The sequence below is a fragment of the Streptomyces sp. Ag109_O5-1 genome (assembly GCF_003814875.1).
Classification (GTDB): domain Bacteria; phylum Actinomycetota; class Actinomycetes; order Streptomycetales; family Streptomycetaceae; genus Streptomyces; species Streptomyces sasae.
In genome coordinates this window covers 290,264-305,307 of sequence record NZ_RKQF01000001.1, presented here as the reverse complement: position 1 = coordinate 305,307, position 15,044 = coordinate 290,264, and the positions used below count along the sequence as shown (strand labels likewise).

Annotated in this window: 16 protein-coding genes; 5 read left to right on the top strand and 11 right to left on the bottom strand. The window is 71.2% G+C overall.

Going from position 1 to position 15,044, the window contains the following annotated elements:
• Positions 1–26: 26 nt before the first annotated feature.
• Entirely contained in the window at positions 27–1,271 is a 1,245-nt protein-coding gene (locus EDD90_RS01345) for a ThuA domain-containing protein (protein ID WP_123971326.1), read from the top strand.
• 39 nt (positions 1,272–1,310) lie between these two features.
• Here the strand turns inward: EDD90_RS01345 and EDD90_RS55030 are convergent, their stop codons facing one another.
• The 5 genes from EDD90_RS55030 to EDD90_RS01320 all read right to left on the bottom strand — a co-directional run bounded on the left by EDD90_RS55030 (position 1,311) and on the right by EDD90_RS01320 (position 4,309).
• Complete coding sequence (locus tag EDD90_RS55030; RefSeq protein WP_185148857.1) at positions 1,311–1,598, bottom strand: hypothetical protein; 288 nt, start codon at positions 1,596–1,598, stop codon at positions 1,311–1,313.
• A 25-nt stretch (positions 1,599–1,623) separates the two neighbouring features.
• Positions 1,624–2,235 (bottom strand): zinc-binding dehydrogenase, encoded by a 612-nt coding sequence (locus EDD90_RS01335; protein ID WP_123971325.1) that lies wholly within the window; start codon positions 2,233–2,235, stop codon positions 1,624–1,626.
• Positions 2,236–2,273: 38 nt separating this feature from the next.
• The gene (locus tag EDD90_RS01330) at positions 2,274–2,582 is read right to left on the bottom strand and encodes an alcohol dehydrogenase catalytic domain-containing protein (protein WP_185148854.1); all 309 of its coding nucleotides are present in this window, start codon (positions 2,580–2,582) and stop codon (positions 2,274–2,276) included.
• A gap of 196 nt (positions 2,583–2,778) precedes the next feature.
• A complete protein-coding gene (locus EDD90_RS01325) occupies positions 2,779–3,501 on the bottom strand; it encodes a hypothetical protein (protein ID WP_123971323.1) in 723 nt (240 codons plus the stop codon).
• 79 nt (positions 3,502–3,580) lie between these two features.
• Positions 3,581–4,309 (bottom strand): alpha/beta fold hydrolase, encoded by a 729-nt coding sequence (locus EDD90_RS01320; protein ID WP_123971322.1) that lies wholly within the window; start codon positions 4,307–4,309, stop codon positions 3,581–3,583.
• A gap of 532 nt (positions 4,310–4,841) precedes the next feature.
• On the opposite strand from EDD90_RS01320, the gene EDD90_RS01315 reads away from it, so the two are divergent.
• A complete protein-coding gene (locus EDD90_RS01315; RefSeq protein ID WP_123971321.1) occupies positions 4,842–5,195 on the top strand; it encodes a VOC family protein in 354 nt (117 codons plus the stop codon).
• A 194-nt stretch (positions 5,196–5,389) separates the two neighbouring features.
• On the top strand, positions 5,390–8,479 hold the full coding sequence (locus EDD90_RS01310; RefSeq protein WP_123971320.1) for an AAA family ATPase: 3,090 nt from the start codon (positions 5,390–5,392) through the stop codon (positions 8,477–8,479).
• A gap of 184 nt (positions 8,480–8,663) precedes the next feature.
• On the opposite strand, the gene EDD90_RS01305 is transcribed toward EDD90_RS01310, so the two are convergent.
• From EDD90_RS01305 to EDD90_RS01285, 5 genes are all read right to left on the bottom strand, one after another.
• Positions 8,664–9,032, bottom strand: a complete 369-nt coding sequence (locus EDD90_RS01305) for a hypothetical protein (RefSeq protein WP_123971319.1) — start codon at positions 9,030–9,032, stop codon at positions 8,664–8,666.
• A 359-nt stretch (positions 9,033–9,391) separates the two neighbouring features.
• Entirely contained in the window at positions 9,392–9,751 is a 360-nt protein-coding gene (locus tag EDD90_RS01300; protein WP_260327500.1) for a nuclear transport factor 2 family protein, read from the bottom strand.
• A gap of 175 nt (positions 9,752–9,926) precedes the next feature.
• Positions 9,927–10,277, bottom strand: coding sequence for a hypothetical protein (locus EDD90_RS01295; RefSeq protein ID WP_123971317.1), 351 nt, complete (start codon positions 10,275–10,277; stop codon positions 9,927–9,929).
• Between the two features lie 57 nt (positions 10,278–10,334).
• Complete coding sequence (locus EDD90_RS01290; protein WP_123971316.1) at positions 10,335–10,691, bottom strand: MBL fold metallo-hydrolase; 357 nt, start codon at positions 10,689–10,691, stop codon at positions 10,335–10,337.
• A gap of 381 nt (positions 10,692–11,072) precedes the next feature.
• Positions 11,073–11,768 (bottom strand): TetR/AcrR family transcriptional regulator, encoded by a 696-nt coding sequence (locus EDD90_RS01285; RefSeq protein WP_123971315.1) that lies wholly within the window; start codon positions 11,766–11,768, stop codon positions 11,073–11,075.
• Between the two features lie 144 nt (positions 11,769–11,912).
• On the opposite strand from EDD90_RS01285, the gene EDD90_RS01280 reads away from it, so the two are divergent.
• Entirely contained in the window at positions 11,913–13,052 is a 1,140-nt protein-coding gene (locus EDD90_RS01280; protein ID WP_123971314.1) for an NAD(P)/FAD-dependent oxidoreductase, read from the top strand.
• A gap of 245 nt (positions 13,053–13,297) precedes the next feature.
• Here EDD90_RS01280 and EDD90_RS01275 read toward each other — a convergent pair whose 3' ends face one another.
• Complete coding sequence (locus EDD90_RS01275) at positions 13,298–13,903, bottom strand: GPP34 family phosphoprotein (protein WP_123971313.1); 606 nt, start codon at positions 13,901–13,903, stop codon at positions 13,298–13,300.
• A gap of 281 nt (positions 13,904–14,184) precedes the next feature.
• On the opposite strand from EDD90_RS01275, the gene EDD90_RS01270 reads away from it, so the two are divergent.
• The gene (locus tag EDD90_RS01270) at positions 14,185–15,039 is read left to right on the top strand and encodes a PaaX family transcriptional regulator C-terminal domain-containing protein (RefSeq protein ID WP_123971312.1); all 855 of its coding nucleotides are present in this window, start codon (positions 14,185–14,187) and stop codon (positions 15,037–15,039) included.
• The last annotated feature ends 5 nt before the right edge of the window (positions 15,040–15,044 follow it).

The window sequence follows — 15,044 nt, the reverse complement described above, 5'->3', positions numbered from 1 at the left end:
CGGTCACGCCCGAGGAAGGTCCTCGCATGATCACCCCCCACCCGTACATAGCCTGGCCCCGCACCCTGTTGAGACTCTTCGCCCTGGCCGCCGTGGTGCTCGGCCTGCTGTCCGGTCCCGCGCACAGCGCCCGCGCCGCCACCACCGTCAACGTGATCGCCTTCTACGACGGCACGTACGACGCGGCGCACATCAGCTTCGACCACGAGGCCAACAGCTGGTTCCCGCAGGCCGGCGCGGCGGGCGGCTTCACCTACACCGCGACCACCGACTGGAGCCGGCTCAACTCCGCGACCCTCGCGGGCTACCAGGTCGTCATGTTCCTCGACGACTACCCCCACACCGCGTCCCAACAGGCCGCGTTCCAGAGCTACATGGCGGGCGGCGGCGGCTTCATCGGCTTCCACGTCTCCGCGTACAACGACGACACCAGCGACTGGCCCTGGTACCACAACACGTTCCTCGGCACCGGCACCTTCAAGAGCAACACCTGGGGCCCCACCGAGGAGACCCTGCAGATCGACGACCCCTCGCACCCGGCGACCGCGAACCTGCCGTCCACCATCACGTCCTCGGTGAGCGAGTGGTACAGCTGGCAGAACGACCTGCGGCAGAACCCGGCCATCGACATCCTCGCCTCGATGGCCCCGTCCACCTTCCCGATCGGCACCGACCCCAACCAGACCTGGTACAGCGGCTACTACCCGATCGTCTGGTCCAACCGCAACTACAAGATGGTCTACAACAACTTCGGCCACAACGCGATGGACTACGCGACCAACACCACCCTGTCCTCGACGTTCGCGAGCGCCCAGCAGAACCAGCTCCTGCTCCAGGAGATCAAGTGGGCGTCCGGCCAGTCCGGCCCGGTCACCCCGCCCACGAGCGCCACAGGACCGATCCACGGCTACGGCGGCAAGTGCGTGGACGTCGCGGGCGCGAGCAGCACCAACGGCACCGCTGTACAGCTCTACGACTGCAACGGCACCACCGCGCAGAACTGGACCGTCGGCAGCTCCGGCACGCTCACCGCACTCGGCAAGTGCATGGACGTCACCGGGGCCGGCACCGCCGACGGCACCAAGGTGCAGCTCTACGACTGCAACGGCACCGCATCGCAGGTCTGGCAGGCGGGCTCGAACGGCTCTCTGGTCAACCCGCAGTCGGGCAAGTGCCTCGACGCCACCGGCCCCAGTTCGGCCAACGGCACCCGGCTGCAGATCTGGTCCTGCTCGGGAGCCGCCAACCAGAGCTGGACACTGCCGTCCTGAGACACCCGCTGACAGCCCGGCGCCCGGTCGGCAGAGTGATCAGGCGACGGAGATCGCCGCGAGGTCGATGGTGATGAGGACGGGCTCCGGCAGAACCTCACCGTTCGCGTCGATCGGCACGACATGACGGTGCGTCGGGCAGACCAGCCCCAGTTCGGTCACGTGCTTCTCGCAGAAGTGCGCGGCCGGCGGGCGGCCCAGCACTTCGGCGGCGTAGCCATGGCGTCGCAGCAGCCCGGCGTCGTCGTAGTGGCGGACGGCCTGGCCGGTGACCGCCCGGCCCACCTCGCCCGCGCCGAGTACGCCGATCGTGCTGTACGTGACCATGGTGCTCTTCCTTGTGCAGCGAGACTTACGCGCGATGGGGGTTGAAGTCCAGCAGGACCTTGCCGTGCCCACGCAGATACGCCAGGGCATCGGCGAAGTCCTCGGCCCTGTAGACGGGAGCGGAGGGCAGCGTCAGCTTCCCCTCGGCGACCAGTCGCGCGGACTCCGCGCCCAGGGCGGGATGCCGGGGCAGGTACTTGTCCTCGTACAGCCAGAACTCCGTCGTGGTGATGTTCTTCGCCCGCAGCACCAGCTGGTCGGGGGTGAACGGCGCACCGCTCATATAGCCGTAGACCACCAGCAGAGCGCCCTCGGTCCGCACAGCCAGCAGCAGCGAGGTCGCCGCTCCGCCGACCCCGTCGAGCCCCAGGAGCACCGGATCATCGCCGATGACCGCACGTGCACGCGCGGCCACGTCCGGGGTGTCGACCAGTACGAGATCCGCGCCCTCCCCGAGTTCGGCGATCCGCTGCTCCCGGCGGACGATGTTGACCGTACGAAGTCCGCGCTCCTCGGCGAAGGCGATGACGGAACGGCCGACCCCGCTGTTCGCCGCGTTCTGCACCAGCCACGAACCGGCGGGCAGCTGCCTCGCCTCCACGAGCAGCGCTCCGGTGGTGGGGTTGATGGTCAGCATCGCGGCCTGTTCGAGGCCGACGGACGGGTCGACGACGGTCAGCCGCGCGGCTGCTCTGACCAGGCGAAGGTGCCGAAGGGAAGCAGGACGGTGTCGCCGGGGCGGATCCGGGTGGCGTCCGGCCCGATGGCCAGGACCGTGCCGGCTCCCTCGTTGCCGATGACGCTGGGCAGCTCGGGCCGGACCGGATAGACGCCCTGCGCCAGCAGCAGGTCGTGGTGATCCAGCGGGGCGTACTCCACCTGGATCAGCGCCTGGCCCGCGGCGGGAGTCCCCGGCTCGGGGATGTCGACGACCTTCAGGCTCTGCTCGGGCTCCCCGAACTGCGTGAGCTGGATCGCGAGCATGTGACGCGTCTCCTTGCGCGGTGCGGACGGCGAACGGCCCCGCCGGCCCTCCCGGCTTCCCCGCCACGCAGACGCCTCCCGTGTACACAGCGTGCCGCCCGCCGCCCGATCCCACATCACGTGCCACGCGTGGTGGCGCCGCGTACCCGACCACGCGACCGCCGAGGACCGGGCGGGCCGGGGCGCGCCGCCGCCGTCAGGCGTAGTGGACGTCGCTCAAGTCGATACCGACCATGACATGGTCGTGGTCGGGACGCCCGTCGGGCCGGCGCAGATACGCTCGACGCCTGGTGGGGAACTTGATCCCGTCCGCCTCCTCGATGTCGTGGACGTACTGTGCGGCCGCGAAGCCGCCGGCGATGTCGACGTGGTAGTCATGGCGTCTGAGCAGGCCGTCGTCCCCGAAGTAGAAGTCCTGGGCGGTGCTGTGGCTCGCGATGTCGTCGGGGAAGGTGACCCGCAGATGGCGCCACCGCTCGGTCGGCGACTCGTCCCAGGGGTCGGCCTCCTCCACACCCATGCCCTTCATGACCGCGAAGAAGGGAGTGGTGAGGTAGGTCCACAGGGCGTAGCCGTTGAAATAGGCGCGGTCCAGCGGGTCCCAGGGAGTCTCCCGGGTGTGTCCCGTGAACGCCTTCCTCGGGTCGAGCCGTTCGGCCACGACCGTGCCGTCCGCGCGCTCGATCGCGATACGGCCCGCGGTGAAGTCTGTGTGCTGCCCGGGAGCCCCGAACGGGCTCACCGAGGCGTGTTCCTCGTGCAGGGCGACGGTCATCCGGCGCGGCTGGAGATCCTGGGGCAGGCCCTTGCCCGCGAACAGCTCTCCGTCGCTGACGATGGTGGCGGTGACGGCCGTGAACCGGTTCCACCGCTGCAGGCCGCCGTGGGCCTCGAGAACCTCTGAGAGTAGATCGGTCATGTTCTCCTCCAGATCGTCTGGTCCTCCGGATTCCGTGGAAACGTCCACGTGACTGCCGTCCCGTGGTGTCTGCAGGGTGTCACCCGATCTCGCCGAGCGCACCGACGATCATCCGCGCCACCTCGTCCGCGTGGGTCAGCGCGGTGGCGTGCGAGCCACCGGCGATCTCGGTGACAGTCGACCCCATCCGCTCGGCCGCGGCACGCTCCGCGTCCGGGTTGATCGCGTGGTCGGAGCCGGCGACCACGAACCAGCTCGGCAGCCTCTTCCAGCCCGGCTCGACCCCCAGGGGCTCACCGAACGCCACGTCGGTGGCCGGGCACTGGCTGACCGCGAGCACGGCGGCCTCGTCGTCCGGCAGGTCCGCGCAGAACACCGAGTGGAAGCGCTCCGGCTGGATGTAGACCTCCGTGCCGGTCTCCGCACCGCGCGGGAACGTGCGCGGCAGCAGGGAGCTGTCCAGTTCGGCGGGCGGGAAGGCCTCGTTCGAACCGAGCGTGGACACGCCCTGGTCGACCCCGAAGGAGGCGACGAAGACCAGCCCCTTGGCGTTCTCCGCCTTGGCCGACGCATAGGTGATCACTGGACCGCCGTACGAGTGGCCGACCAGCAGCACGGGGCCGTCGAGCTGGCTCACGACGCTCGCGATGTACTCACCGTCGGCGGTGAGACCCCGAAGCGGGTTCGCCGGCGCCACGGCCGCGACGCCCGCCGCGGCCAGCCGGGACACCGCGCGGGACCAGCTCGATGAGTCCGCGAACGCGCCGTGCACGAGAACCACGGTGGCCGGCGATGCGGGTGACGTCATGGTGGTTTCCTCTCGCTTCCCCGGCGGCCTCGGCCTTCGGCGCGGGCCCCCGGGCCGGGGTGTGGGCGGGCGCCACCGCGGGGGAGGGCGCCGTCACGACCACGCTCCGGCACCGGGGGCACGGCGGCATCCCGTGCGGCCCGTAGTCGGCGGCCGGTCCCATCACGTGCGCTCCGGCGCACGTGACCGCGCACCTACGGCGGTGCCGTAGACAAGGGGGCGCAGCCGGCCCCTTGAGGACGTCGAGGTCCTGGGCCGCTGGTGAGGACAGGGCGACGTCCGGTCGCCGACCGGTCACATGCCCTGGGCCGAGACGATGCGATCGCGCTGGGAAACCCGGAGGAGGGGGCGCGCACGGGCCCGGTCGCCGTATGGGCTGCGCGAGCTTCATCGCCTGCTCGGCCCGTTGCGGGGGGCGAGCGCGGAGCCGGGGCAACGGCCTACGAGCGGCCGAACAGCACGGCGCCGACCCGCATGCGCCGCCCGCGCGGGGCATCGGCCCGTCCGATCGCCGTGCTGGCAGGATGGCCGCATGGAACGTGTGCTTGGAATCGGTGGTTACTTCCTCAGGGCCGCAGATCCGGCGGCCCTCAGCGCGTGGTACCGCGACTGCCTGGGCCTCGACGCCGACGAGAACGGACTGTGGAGCCAGGAAGCCGGCCCGACGGTGTTCGCGACGTTCGAGTCCGAGACCGACTACTTCGGGTCCCGCGCCCAGCGGACCATGCTCAACTTCCGGGTCCGCGACCTGGACGCGATGCTCGCACAACTGCGCGCCAACGGGGCGGACGTGGCCGAAGAAGCGCAGGACATGGAAGGCGTCGGCCGATTCGGCTGGGTCACCGACCCCGAGGGCAACCGGATCGAACTGTGGCAGCCCGCCTGACATGCAACTGACTTACAGGGAAAGGGAGTTCATCGAGGCAACCTTTGAGCCTGAGGACCGCGAGTCGTAGTGGCAGGCCCCGCGGTCCCCCCGGTAAGGTCCTGACCCGGCACTGATGATCAGTGGTGGCACGACGCACACCGTCACATTTCCCGGTGGTCGGCGTCCTGGGCTGACGGTGGGGGCGGCGTGTGATGACGTTCGGCGAGATGCTGCGGGAGTTACGCCGGACCGCGGGGCTGACGCAGGAGGCGCTCGCCGAGGCCGCCGGGCTGTCGGCCAGGTCGATCAGGGACCTGGAGCGGGGCCGCCGGGAGCGGCCGCAGCGGCGCACGGTGGAGCTGCTGGTGTCGGCACTGGGGCTGGCCGACGCCGACGCTGCCGCGCTGCTGGCCGCCGGCCGTTCCGGCCGGCAGGGCGTTCCTCCGGCCGATGACGCTGCGACGGGACCAGGTCTGCTCGATCGTCGCAGCCAGCTGGCGGTACTCGCGCGCGCGGCCGGCGAGGCTCGGGCCGGCCGGGGCGCGGTGGTGCTGGTGCGGGCGAGCGCGGGGATGGGGAAGACCTCCCTGGTGGACACCTGGGCGGCGGCCGAGCAGTCGCGGGGCATAAGGGTGGTGCGGGGCAGCGGGGGAGAGCTGGAACAGGGCTTCGCCTTCTCCGTGCTCCGGCAGCTGGTCGAGCCGCTGCTCGGTCGAGCCGGTAGTGCCGGACGGGAGCGGCTGTTGTCGGGACCGGCGGAGCTGGCGTCGCACGCCCTGCTCGTGGCCGGAGCCGACGAGGGCGGAGGGCTGTCCCCCGAGGCGTCACAGGGCCTGCTGCACAGCCTGTACTGGCTGATGGTGCATGTCACGGATGACGGGCCGGTCGCGATGGTGGTCGACGACGTGCACTGGGCGGACGGCCCGTCCTTACGGTGGCTGGAGTACCTGGCGCGGCGTCTGCGCGGTCTGCCGTTGCTGCTGGTGCTGGCGGCACGGCCGGACAGCGGGACCCGGGCCGAGCCGTTGCTGGAGCGGATCGCCGCCCAGCCGGACTGCCTGACGGTCGGGCTGCCGGCGCTGGGCGCCGACAGCGTGGCCGGGCTGGTGCGGGCGAGTCTGGGCCAGGGCACCGAACCGCGGTTCGCCGCCGCCTGCGCAGAGGCGACCCAGGGCAACCCCCTGCTGCTGCGCGAGTTGCTGCGCACGCTCGCCGACAACGGGGTCAGGCCCGTCGGCGCCCAGGTACATCTGGTCGAGGAGTTCCGCGGCCGGATTCTGGCGGACACCGTGGTCAAGCGGCTGACGGGCCAGCCGGAGCCGACCCGGCGTCTGGTCGAGGCCCTGGCGGTGCTGGGGGACGGGGCCGACTGGCATCTCGTGGCCGAACTGGCGGAGTTGGGCGAGGCGCAGGCCCGGGAGCACGGCCGCCGGTTGCAGCGGATCGGTGTGCTGGCACCTGGTGAGGTCGCACGGTTCGAGCATCCCCTGGTCCGCGCCGCGATCGCCGAGACCGTCGTCGGACCGGTGGAGCTGGCCGCCGGACACGCACGGGCGGCCGAACTGCTGCGGCGCGAGGGGGCGGCCGGCGATCTGGTAGCCGCCCACCTGCTGCTGGCCGAACCGAGCGGTGAGGCCTGGCGGGTCGACACCCTGCGGCAGGCGGCGCGGGCCACGCGCGGCCGAGGTGCCCCGGAGATCACCGCGGCCTACCTCCGCCGGGCCCTGCGGGAGCCGATGACCGGCAAAGAACGCGGTCCGCTGCTGCTGGAGCTGGGCGAGGACGAGTTACAGCTCGATATCGGCGCCGCGCGGCATCATCTGACGCAGGCCTCCGCCGTGTTGACGGACCCGTACTCCCGCGCCCATGCGGCCTACCTGCTCGCCAACGCGCTGTTCCTCGGCCATGAGCACGCGGACGCCGTCGAGGTGCTCGCCCGAGCGGTGGAGGACTTGCGGCACGCCGACGACGGCACCGGGACGGCCCGTGAGGTGTCGTGGTTTCTGCAGGCCCAGATGCTCCTGATCGGTTATGACCAGCTGTCCACCCTCCCCGCTGCCCGGCGACTCGCAAGCCGGCTGTGGGATCACAAGCTGGCCGGTGACACCCCGGGTGAGTGCGCGGTCCTGGCCGCGCTGGCCGCCTCGGCCGCCAGTGCCGAGGTCACCAACAGCCTCCTCGACCGGGCCCTGCGCGGCGGACTGGCGGCCATGGACCAGTCACAGATGCTCGTGAGCCTGGCCGGGATGGCCTACATGACCACCGACCGCCTCGACGACGCAGCGGCGCGGTTCGACCAGATCGCCGACATCGGTGCGCGCTGGGGCATCTTCCTCATGGTGTCGTCGGCGATGATCTGGCGGCTCGGGGTCCGCGCGCGTCGGGGCCAACAGCTGGCGCTCACCCCGGACTTCGGACATCCCGCCGCCACGAGCGGCGAGGGCCTGGAGCCTCGGGCACGGCTGGGGCTGATGGTTCAGGTGGGTGAATCGCTGATCGAGCGGTGCGACCCGGCCGCGGCGGCACGGGTACTGACGCCGGACGCCGACACCGATCGGGCCGGCTGGCTGTGGCAGGGGCCGGTGGTCCTCGCACGCAGCCGGCTGTATGCCGGGCGGGGCAATCCGGCCGCTGCCCTCACGGTCCTGCTGGAGTACGGTGCACAGGAGAAGCGGACGCAGGTCGCGAACCTGGCCGGGGCGCCCTGGCGATCGCAGGCGGCGCGGCTGCACCTGGCGCTCGGACAGCGCACCGACGCGCTCCAGCTGGCCAACGAGGAACTGGAGTTGGCTCATCGCTGGGGCACCGAGCGAGTGATCGGCCTGGCGTCGTGTTGCTTGGGTGTCGTCATGGGCGGCTCCGAGGGGGAGGCTCTCCTGCGCGAGGCCGTCGCCATGCTGGAGCGGTCTCCGGCCCGCCTGGAACTGGCCCGGGCCCAGTACGAGCTGGGCGCCGCGCTGTCGCGCAAGGGAGAGGCCGACCAGGGCCGCCAAGTTCTCACCCAGGCCCTGGACCTCGCCGAGACCTGCGGCAGTGTCCTCCTGGCCGGCCGGGTACGCCGGATGCTGGCCGAGCTGGGGGCGCGTCCGAAAGCCGCGCCGACGGTGGCTCCGAGCCTGTCGCTGACCGAGCACCGGGTGGTGGAACTGGTCGGCGCCGGTCACAGTGACCGTCAGGTCGCCCAGGCCCTGCTGCTGACTCCGCAGGACGTGACCGGCATGCTGGAGCGAGTCGGCCGCACGCTGGGGGTGACCAGCAGGACGGAACTGGTGCGCCTGGCCGGAGCCGGCCACGCCCGGTAGGTGCCGCAGGGCCCGGACCTCCCGGTGCGAGAGGTCCGAGCTCTGCCGAGGCTCGCGGGCGGACAACCGGTGCGGCTCCCCTCTCGCACCCGCGCCGACGAGCCGGTTGCCGGAATTGCTCCCAAGGGCCGATGCCGTCGGCGCGGGCGCGCGGCATGCCGTACCGGTAGCTTGGCGGGACCTTTCAGCTCGCGATCGAGACCGTATTCCAGCTCTGGTCTTGCCTGGTCGGCTGGTCTTCGTCGGTGATGGTGAGGTACTTTCCCTGGCCGTTGTGAGCGTTCAGGTTGTAGCCCGAGTTGGGGTAGAAGAGCAGCGGAACGCCGAGGAGACCGCTCCCACCCGGACTCCCCCAAGCCCATTGCTCGTACTTGTTCGTCGAGTCGTACGGCATCAGGTCGACGGGATCGCCGTTGAAAGGCGCTGTGGGGTTATTGATGCCCAGGACCATGTCCTTTTTGGCGTTGTACAGGACCAAATCGCTGCCGGACCCGCTCTGCTGCCACACGCACAGGGGGTCAATGGTGAGGGTGAGCGGCTCGACGGTTGCCATGGTGCTGTTCGGGTCGGCACACAGCACCATGTGCTGGTTGGCGTTCGCGATCAGGAATGGGTTGGACAGGGGGACGGCGCCTGGTTCGCAGCGGCATGCGCGGCCGGCGCAGTGGCGAGGAAGGCTGCACTCACGGCGGCCACCGAGTAACGAAGCACCCGGGTGGAGCGGAGGACGGCGCGTAAGGATGACACGAAATACTCCTTCAGGGTTGTTTCGCGATATGTGTGTCAACACCGCATGATGCTGACATATCCGTACAGACGGATGGGCTGAAGTGCTGCTGGTCCGGTCACGGGGCAGGCCACCGGTTCGGATCGATGCCGCCAGGGCGCGGGTACGGCGTGGGCCCGCTCTCCTCAGCTCTTCGGGGTCAGCGTGTAGCGGACCGTCTGGGTCTGGATGAGCCCGTCGCGGAAGACGAAGGTGTCCACGCCGTGCTGAGCCCGGCTGGTGTCGGAGTCGGCGGACCACTCCAGGAAGAGGACATCGCCTTCGAAGGTCTGGATCGTCAGGTCCCACTTGGCGTGGGGGAGGTCGGCGAACAGCCGGGCGAAGCCCTCGCGGACTCCGTCCCGGCCGTGCCGGACGCCGTCCGGGGTGATGAAGGCCGCGTCGGGGGCGTAGTTCGCGACGATCCCGTCGAGGTCCTCGGCGAGGAGCGCCTTGCCGTGGCTCTGGAAGATCTCCTGCGGGGTCCGGGAACTGAGGTCGTTCACGGGCGGCACCTTCCTGTACTCGATGATGAGATGGCTGCTTGACCGCGTACAGCAGAACATCGGGACAGGCGGGGACACCAGGAAGAAGAACGGGACGGACTACCGGAAGATCTACCGGAACAAACCAGGAATGCGGGCGGGTCCCCGCACTCCCGGACGCGCGCCGCCGGCCGACTCAGCGGTTCGCCAAGGTGCGCCGGGCAGAGAGCCAGAGCGTGTAGGGGTTGTCCCGGTCGCCGTGGAGCTTCAGCATCTCGGTGACGATCCCTTGCGCGGTGTCCTGCTCGGCGGCGACGCGGGAGAATTCGCGCAGGTACTCCTTGCTCTGTTCGATCGTGTCGGGAGAGTCGGGCGCGCCCACGCGCTTGTGCCCTGAGATGACGGTCCTCGGATTCAGGGCCGCGACGGTGTCGAGGTTCGCGATCCATGCCTCCCGTGCCGTGGCGTCGGTGTAGGCGGTCATCATGTGGACCTGGTTGTAGACGAGGTCACCGGCGACCACGGCGCCGATCGACGGCGCGTGCACGATCGTCGAGTGTTCCGTGTCGGCCTGGCCGATGTCGATGATCCGCGGTGAGTGGCCTTAGAGGTCGACCGGGTCCGTGTCGAGGAGCTCCGGCAGCACGGGCTCGGCGGGAATCTCGCCGGGGAAGACCGTCTGCCAGTATGTTCGCAGCGCGTCGTCGGTGGCCTCGTGGCGGGCCCGCGCCAGGACCTCCTCGGTGGCCAGTCCGCGTGCCCCGGGGAATCGCTCCAGCAGCCTGGCGAGACCGACCCAGTGGTCGGAGTGGCCGTGCGTGACGAGGGCGCCGACGACCCGTTTGCCGAACCCCTCGACCCAGTCGGCCAGGGCGTCGACCTGGTCGTAGGTGATGAGCGTGTCGACCAGTACGGCGTCCCGCCCGCCGGAGATGAGCGTGCTGCTGCACGGTGACCACACCGGCCGTTCCCAGGGACGCCTGGCCGACCGGACCCGCGACCGGACGCATCGGGGCTACGTGGACGTCGACACTCAATCCGCTTTGACCGGCCATGCGGGGGCTCCTTTCCACCAATTCCAGCTGAGGGTCGCAGCGCGCGACCCTCGCTCCGGTCCGCGCCCGAGGAGCCCTCGAACCGCCGCTGCGACGTCACCTGCCGCGGATCTCAGCCTTCCGGGTACCGCCTCGGACGCCATCCCGTGATCTCCGTCGTGTCGTCGGTGGGCGTACCACGCGGACGAACATGCCGCCGATGTGCCGACGCGGGCCTGGCCGTGAGGCAGGCCCCGAAACACGGGGTGGCCGGCGTACGGCGCGCGCGGCGCACGATCCGGCTCGGTTCAGCCGGTCGGCCGCGTGCGTGTGGTGATCCCGGTGAGGATGAGGCCGATGCCGGCGAGGAACTCCGCCCGGTCGTCGTGCTCGCGCAGCCGGCCGGCGACGCTCCGGGTGAACGTGTACTCGTCGGGGTCGAGCCGGGACCATGCGGTCGCCACGGTGTCGAGGAACTCGGCGCGGTCCGTGCCCGGCTGGACGGTCCGCGCGTTGGCTGCGTTCTGGCCCGCCACTCCGAGAACGTAGTGCAGCAGCGCGGACGCCGCCGTGAACTGGTCGGCTTCGGGCACCCCGAGTGCCTGGACCTGGCGTCCGATGCCTTCGAAGATCCGCAGCAACGGTGACCGCGACGGCGTGCGGGCGAGTTCCGAGCCGACCCACGGGTGGGCGTCGATCGCGTCGAACAGGCCGAGGGCGAGCGCGCGGATCGCCTCCTGGGGAGTCGCGCGGCCGTCGTCACCGGCGACGGCCGCGCCGACGACAGTGGTGACGACGGAGTCGGTCGCGGCGTCCAGGAGCTCGGACTTGCCCGCGACATGCCAGTAGATCGCTCCGGGGCCGGTCGCCAGGCGCTCGGCCAGTGCGCGGAACGTCAGGCCGCCCTCGCCCACCGTATCGAGAAGTTCGACGGCGGCGCTGACGATGCGCTCCCGGGAGAGCGGTTCCTGCCGTCGCTCCGGACGACGTGTCCTGGTTGCCATCCCGCCATCCTAGAGCAGCCTGGAACGCCGTTCCAGGTTGACAAGGTCTGGAACACCGTTCCATGCTTCTGTCGTTGGAACGCCGTTCCAGGCAGGTTGCGCCGGGGCGGACACCCGGTGGTCCGCGATCAGGAAGGAAGCACCATGACCCCTCCCGTCACGATCATCGGCGCGGGGCTCGGAGGGCTGACGCTCGCCCGCGTTCTCCACGTCCACGGCATCCCGGCCACGGTCTACGAGGCGGAACCCTCGCCGACGGCGCGCTCGCAGGGAGGGATGCTCGACATCCACGACCACGACGGCCAAGCGGCCCTCAGGGCGGCAGGCCTGATCGAGGAGTTCCGCGGCCTCGTCCTGGAGGGCCGCGAGGCGCTACGGGTCATGAGCCCGGACGGAACCGTCCTGTTCGACGAACCCGACACCGGCGCGGGGGGCCGCCCCGAGGTGCAGCGCGGCGAGCTGCGCCGGATCCTGCTCGACTCGCTTCCCGCCGGTACCGTCCGGTGGGGGCACAAGGCGAGCGGTGTGCGGGCCCTGGGCGATGGTCGCCACGAGGTGACCTTCGGCGACGGCGCCACCGTCGTCACGAGCCTGCTGGTCGGCGCGGACGGCGCGTGGTCACGGGTCCGGCCGCTGCTCTCCGACGCGACGCCCGAGTACGTCGGCCTGTCGTTCGTCGAGACCTATCTGTTCGACGGCGACACCCGGCATCCCGCCAGTGCGAAGACGGTCGGCGGCGGGGCGCTGTTCGCGCTCGCGCCGGGGAAGGGGATCGGGGCGCACCGGGAGAGCGGCGGGAACCTGCACACTTATGTGGCACTGGCCAGGTCGCAGGACTGGTTCGCCGACGTCGACTTCGCCGATCCCGCGGTGGCCACCGCCCGGATCGCGGCGGAGTTCGCGGACTGGGCGCCGGAGCTCACCGCGTTGATCACCGACGGTGAGACCGTGCCCGTCCTGCGCCCCATCCACACCCTGCCCGACGGGCACCGGTGGGACCGGGTGCCCGGGGTGACCCTGCTGGGCGACGCCGCCCACCTCATGCGCCCGTCCGGCGAAGGCGCCAACCTGGCCATGTACGACGGCGCCGAACTCGGCAAGGCCCTCGCCGCGCACCCGTACGACACCGAGTCCGCGCTCACCGAGTACGAGCGGTCGCTGTTCCCCCGCAGCACCGAGGCCGCCTTCGAGGCCTCCCGGATCCACGAGATGTGCTACGGCGACAACGCCCCGCACGGCCTCGTCGACTTCTTCACCGGCGCCGGCGCCGCGACGGCCGGGTGAACCACGCCGGCTCCCGCCGACCGAGCCCCACCTCGATTCGGTGGGTCGGAACTCGTCTGGTCTGGTGAGCTGAATTCCGTCCGGTCCCAGTGGGCCGAATCCGGTCCGGTCCCAGTGGGCGGCATCCCGCCCGCTCTGCTGGGCCGGATGCCGCCCGGTGGGGTGGACCGGGGCCCTGCCCGCCGGTGGCGACCACCCGGGTCGCGCCCCGAACGGCAGTACGGGGCAGGGACCGCCACAGGCCGCTACAGACCACGCCAGACGTTGTCGAAAGCCGCGTCCTCGATCTCCCGTCGCTGCCGTACGGCGGCCAGCTCCGTCACCGCGCCGGTCACGGCGGCCACCACCGTGACGGTCGCGTCGGAGGCCTCACCCGCGAGGTCCTTGGGTGCCTCGTCCTGGATCCCCACGGCCGCCGCCAGCGAGGCGAGCACGGGCTCGCCCGACGTCCAGCGCTCGTGCGCGCGGGCCCGCTCCGGCGAGTCGGCCAGCTCCGTCCGCTCGGTCGGCAGCGGCAGCCAGCGCCTGCGCTGCCGGGCGACCGTGCCGTCCGCCTCCAGTACGGCGAGGTAGGCGGCGGACAGGCCACGCCCCCTGCGCCACAGCCAGTCCTCGACCGACTCGTACGGCGCCTCCCGGGTCAGCGCCGCCACCGCCTCGTCGAGGAGCCGGTCGCCGGTTCCGCCCTCGGGAGCGGGCACGATGAGTTCGTCGTCGAGGGTGACGGCCCCGGCGCCCAGCAGATCGACCAGTTCGGCTCCCGCGAGCGCCAGCGACAGGTCGCCCTGTTCGACGGGCCGGGCGGCGGCGTCGTACACGGTGACGATGAACAGGTCTCGCGGTGTGGTCATGTCGGACTCCCCAACAGAGATGGCGACGGAGGCATCACAGGCAACAGTGACGCGGACGAATACGATGCCCGGGACGGACGCCCCGCAGTCTCTCGCCCTTCACCCGCACCGGTCACCCCTCCCGCCCGTGCCGTACCACCATGTGCCGCGCGGCCGCGACCCGCAGCACGACGAGGGCGGGCGCGGGACCCGGCGGCGGTGATCCGCAGGGCCGGTGCAGCGCCGGTATGCGCGATAGGCTGCTTGGCGATCAGCAGGGTGCCGGCCGGAGGAGGGTGGACATGACAGCGGAAGCCGAGTCGTCGTCCGCCGTCGGCGTGGGCGGGCGGGACAGCCGTCTGGGCCCCCTGATCATCACCCTTTTCGGGCTGTACGCGCGCCGTGAGCACAACTGGCTCTCCGTGGCCTCCCTGATACGCCTGATGGCCGACCTCGGCGTGGAGGGGCAGGCCGTACGGTCCGCGGTCTCCCGGCTGAAGCGGCGCGGGGTGCTGCGCGGCGAGCGGCACGGGGGCGCCGCGGGGTACGCCGTCGCCGACGCAACCCTGGAGGTGCTCGAAGAAGGCGACATACGCATCTTCGAGCGGAACCGGGCCGCGGCCGACGACGGCTGGCTCGTCGTCGTGTTCTCCGTGCCCGAGTCCGAGCGCGACAAGCGCCACGCCCTGCGCACGGCCCTGACCCGTCTGGGCTTCGGCACCGCGGCCCCCGGTGTGTGGGTGGCCCCCGGCATCCTCGCCGACGAGACCCGCCGCACCCTGCAACGCCTCGAACTGACGCCGTACGTGGACATCTTCACCGGTGACCACTTCGCCTTCGGCGACCTGCGGGCGAAGGTCAGCGAGTGGTGGGACCTCGACGAGCTCACCGCGCTCTACGCGGACTTCCTGGAGCGGTACCAGCCGGTGAGCGAGCGCGCGGCCGCGGGCGGCATCGCCCCGCAGGAGGCGTTCGCGGTCTATCTGCCGATGCTCACCGAGTGGCGCCGGCTCCCGTACCGCGACCCCGGCCTGCCGCTGACCCTGCTGCCGGCGGGCTGGAAGGGCGACACCGCCGGCGCGCTGTTCGAACAACTCGACAAGGCGCTGCGCGAGCCCGCGCGCGCACACGCGCTGGCGGTCGTCCACACCTCCTAGGGTGC

Excerpts from the sequence above, each read along its gene's own strand:
- EDD90_RS01330 (WP_185148854.1), bottom strand. The coding sequence starts at position 2,582 with ATGCTCGCGATCCAGCTCACGCAGTTCGGGGAGCCCGAGCAGAGCCTG.
- EDD90_RS01320 (WP_123971322.1), bottom strand. The coding sequence starts at position 4,309 with ATGACGTCACCCGCATCGCCGGCCACCGTGGTTCTCGTGCACGGCGCG.
- EDD90_RS01270 (WP_123971312.1), top strand. The coding sequence starts at position 14,185 with ATGACAGCGGAAGCCGAGTCGTCGTCCGCCGTCGGCGTGGGCGGGCGG.
- EDD90_RS55030 (WP_185148857.1), bottom strand. The coding sequence starts at position 1,598 with ATGGTCACGTACAGCACGATCGGCGTACTCGGCGCGGGCGAGGTGGGC.
- EDD90_RS01280 (WP_123971314.1), top strand. The coding sequence starts at position 11,913 with ATGACCCCTCCCGTCACGATCATCGGCGCGGGGCTCGGAGGGCTGACG.
- EDD90_RS01275 (WP_123971313.1), bottom strand. The coding sequence starts at position 13,903 with ATGACCACACCGCGAGACCTGTTCATCGTCACCGTGTACGACGCCGCC.
- EDD90_RS01285 (WP_123971315.1), bottom strand. The coding sequence starts at position 11,768 with ATGGCAACCAGGACACGTCGTCCGGAGCGACGGCAGGAACCGCTCTCC.
- EDD90_RS01335 (WP_123971325.1), bottom strand. The coding sequence starts at position 2,235 with ATGCTGACCATCAACCCCACCACCGGAGCGCTGCTCGTGGAGGCGAGG.
- EDD90_RS01305 (WP_123971319.1), bottom strand. The coding sequence starts at position 9,032 with ATGGCAACCGTCGAGCCGCTCACCCTCACCATTGACCCCCTGTGCGTG.
- EDD90_RS01315 (WP_123971321.1), top strand. The coding sequence starts at position 4,842 with ATGGAACGTGTGCTTGGAATCGGTGGTTACTTCCTCAGGGCCGCAGAT.
- EDD90_RS01345 (WP_123971326.1), top strand. The coding sequence starts at position 27 with ATGATCACCCCCCACCCGTACATAGCCTGGCCCCGCACCCTGTTGAGA.
- EDD90_RS01310 (WP_123971320.1), top strand. The coding sequence starts at position 5,390 with ATGACGTTCGGCGAGATGCTGCGGGAGTTACGCCGGACCGCGGGGCTG.
- EDD90_RS01325 (WP_123971323.1), bottom strand. The coding sequence starts at position 3,501 with ATGACCGATCTACTCTCAGAGGTTCTCGAGGCCCACGGCGGCCTGCAG.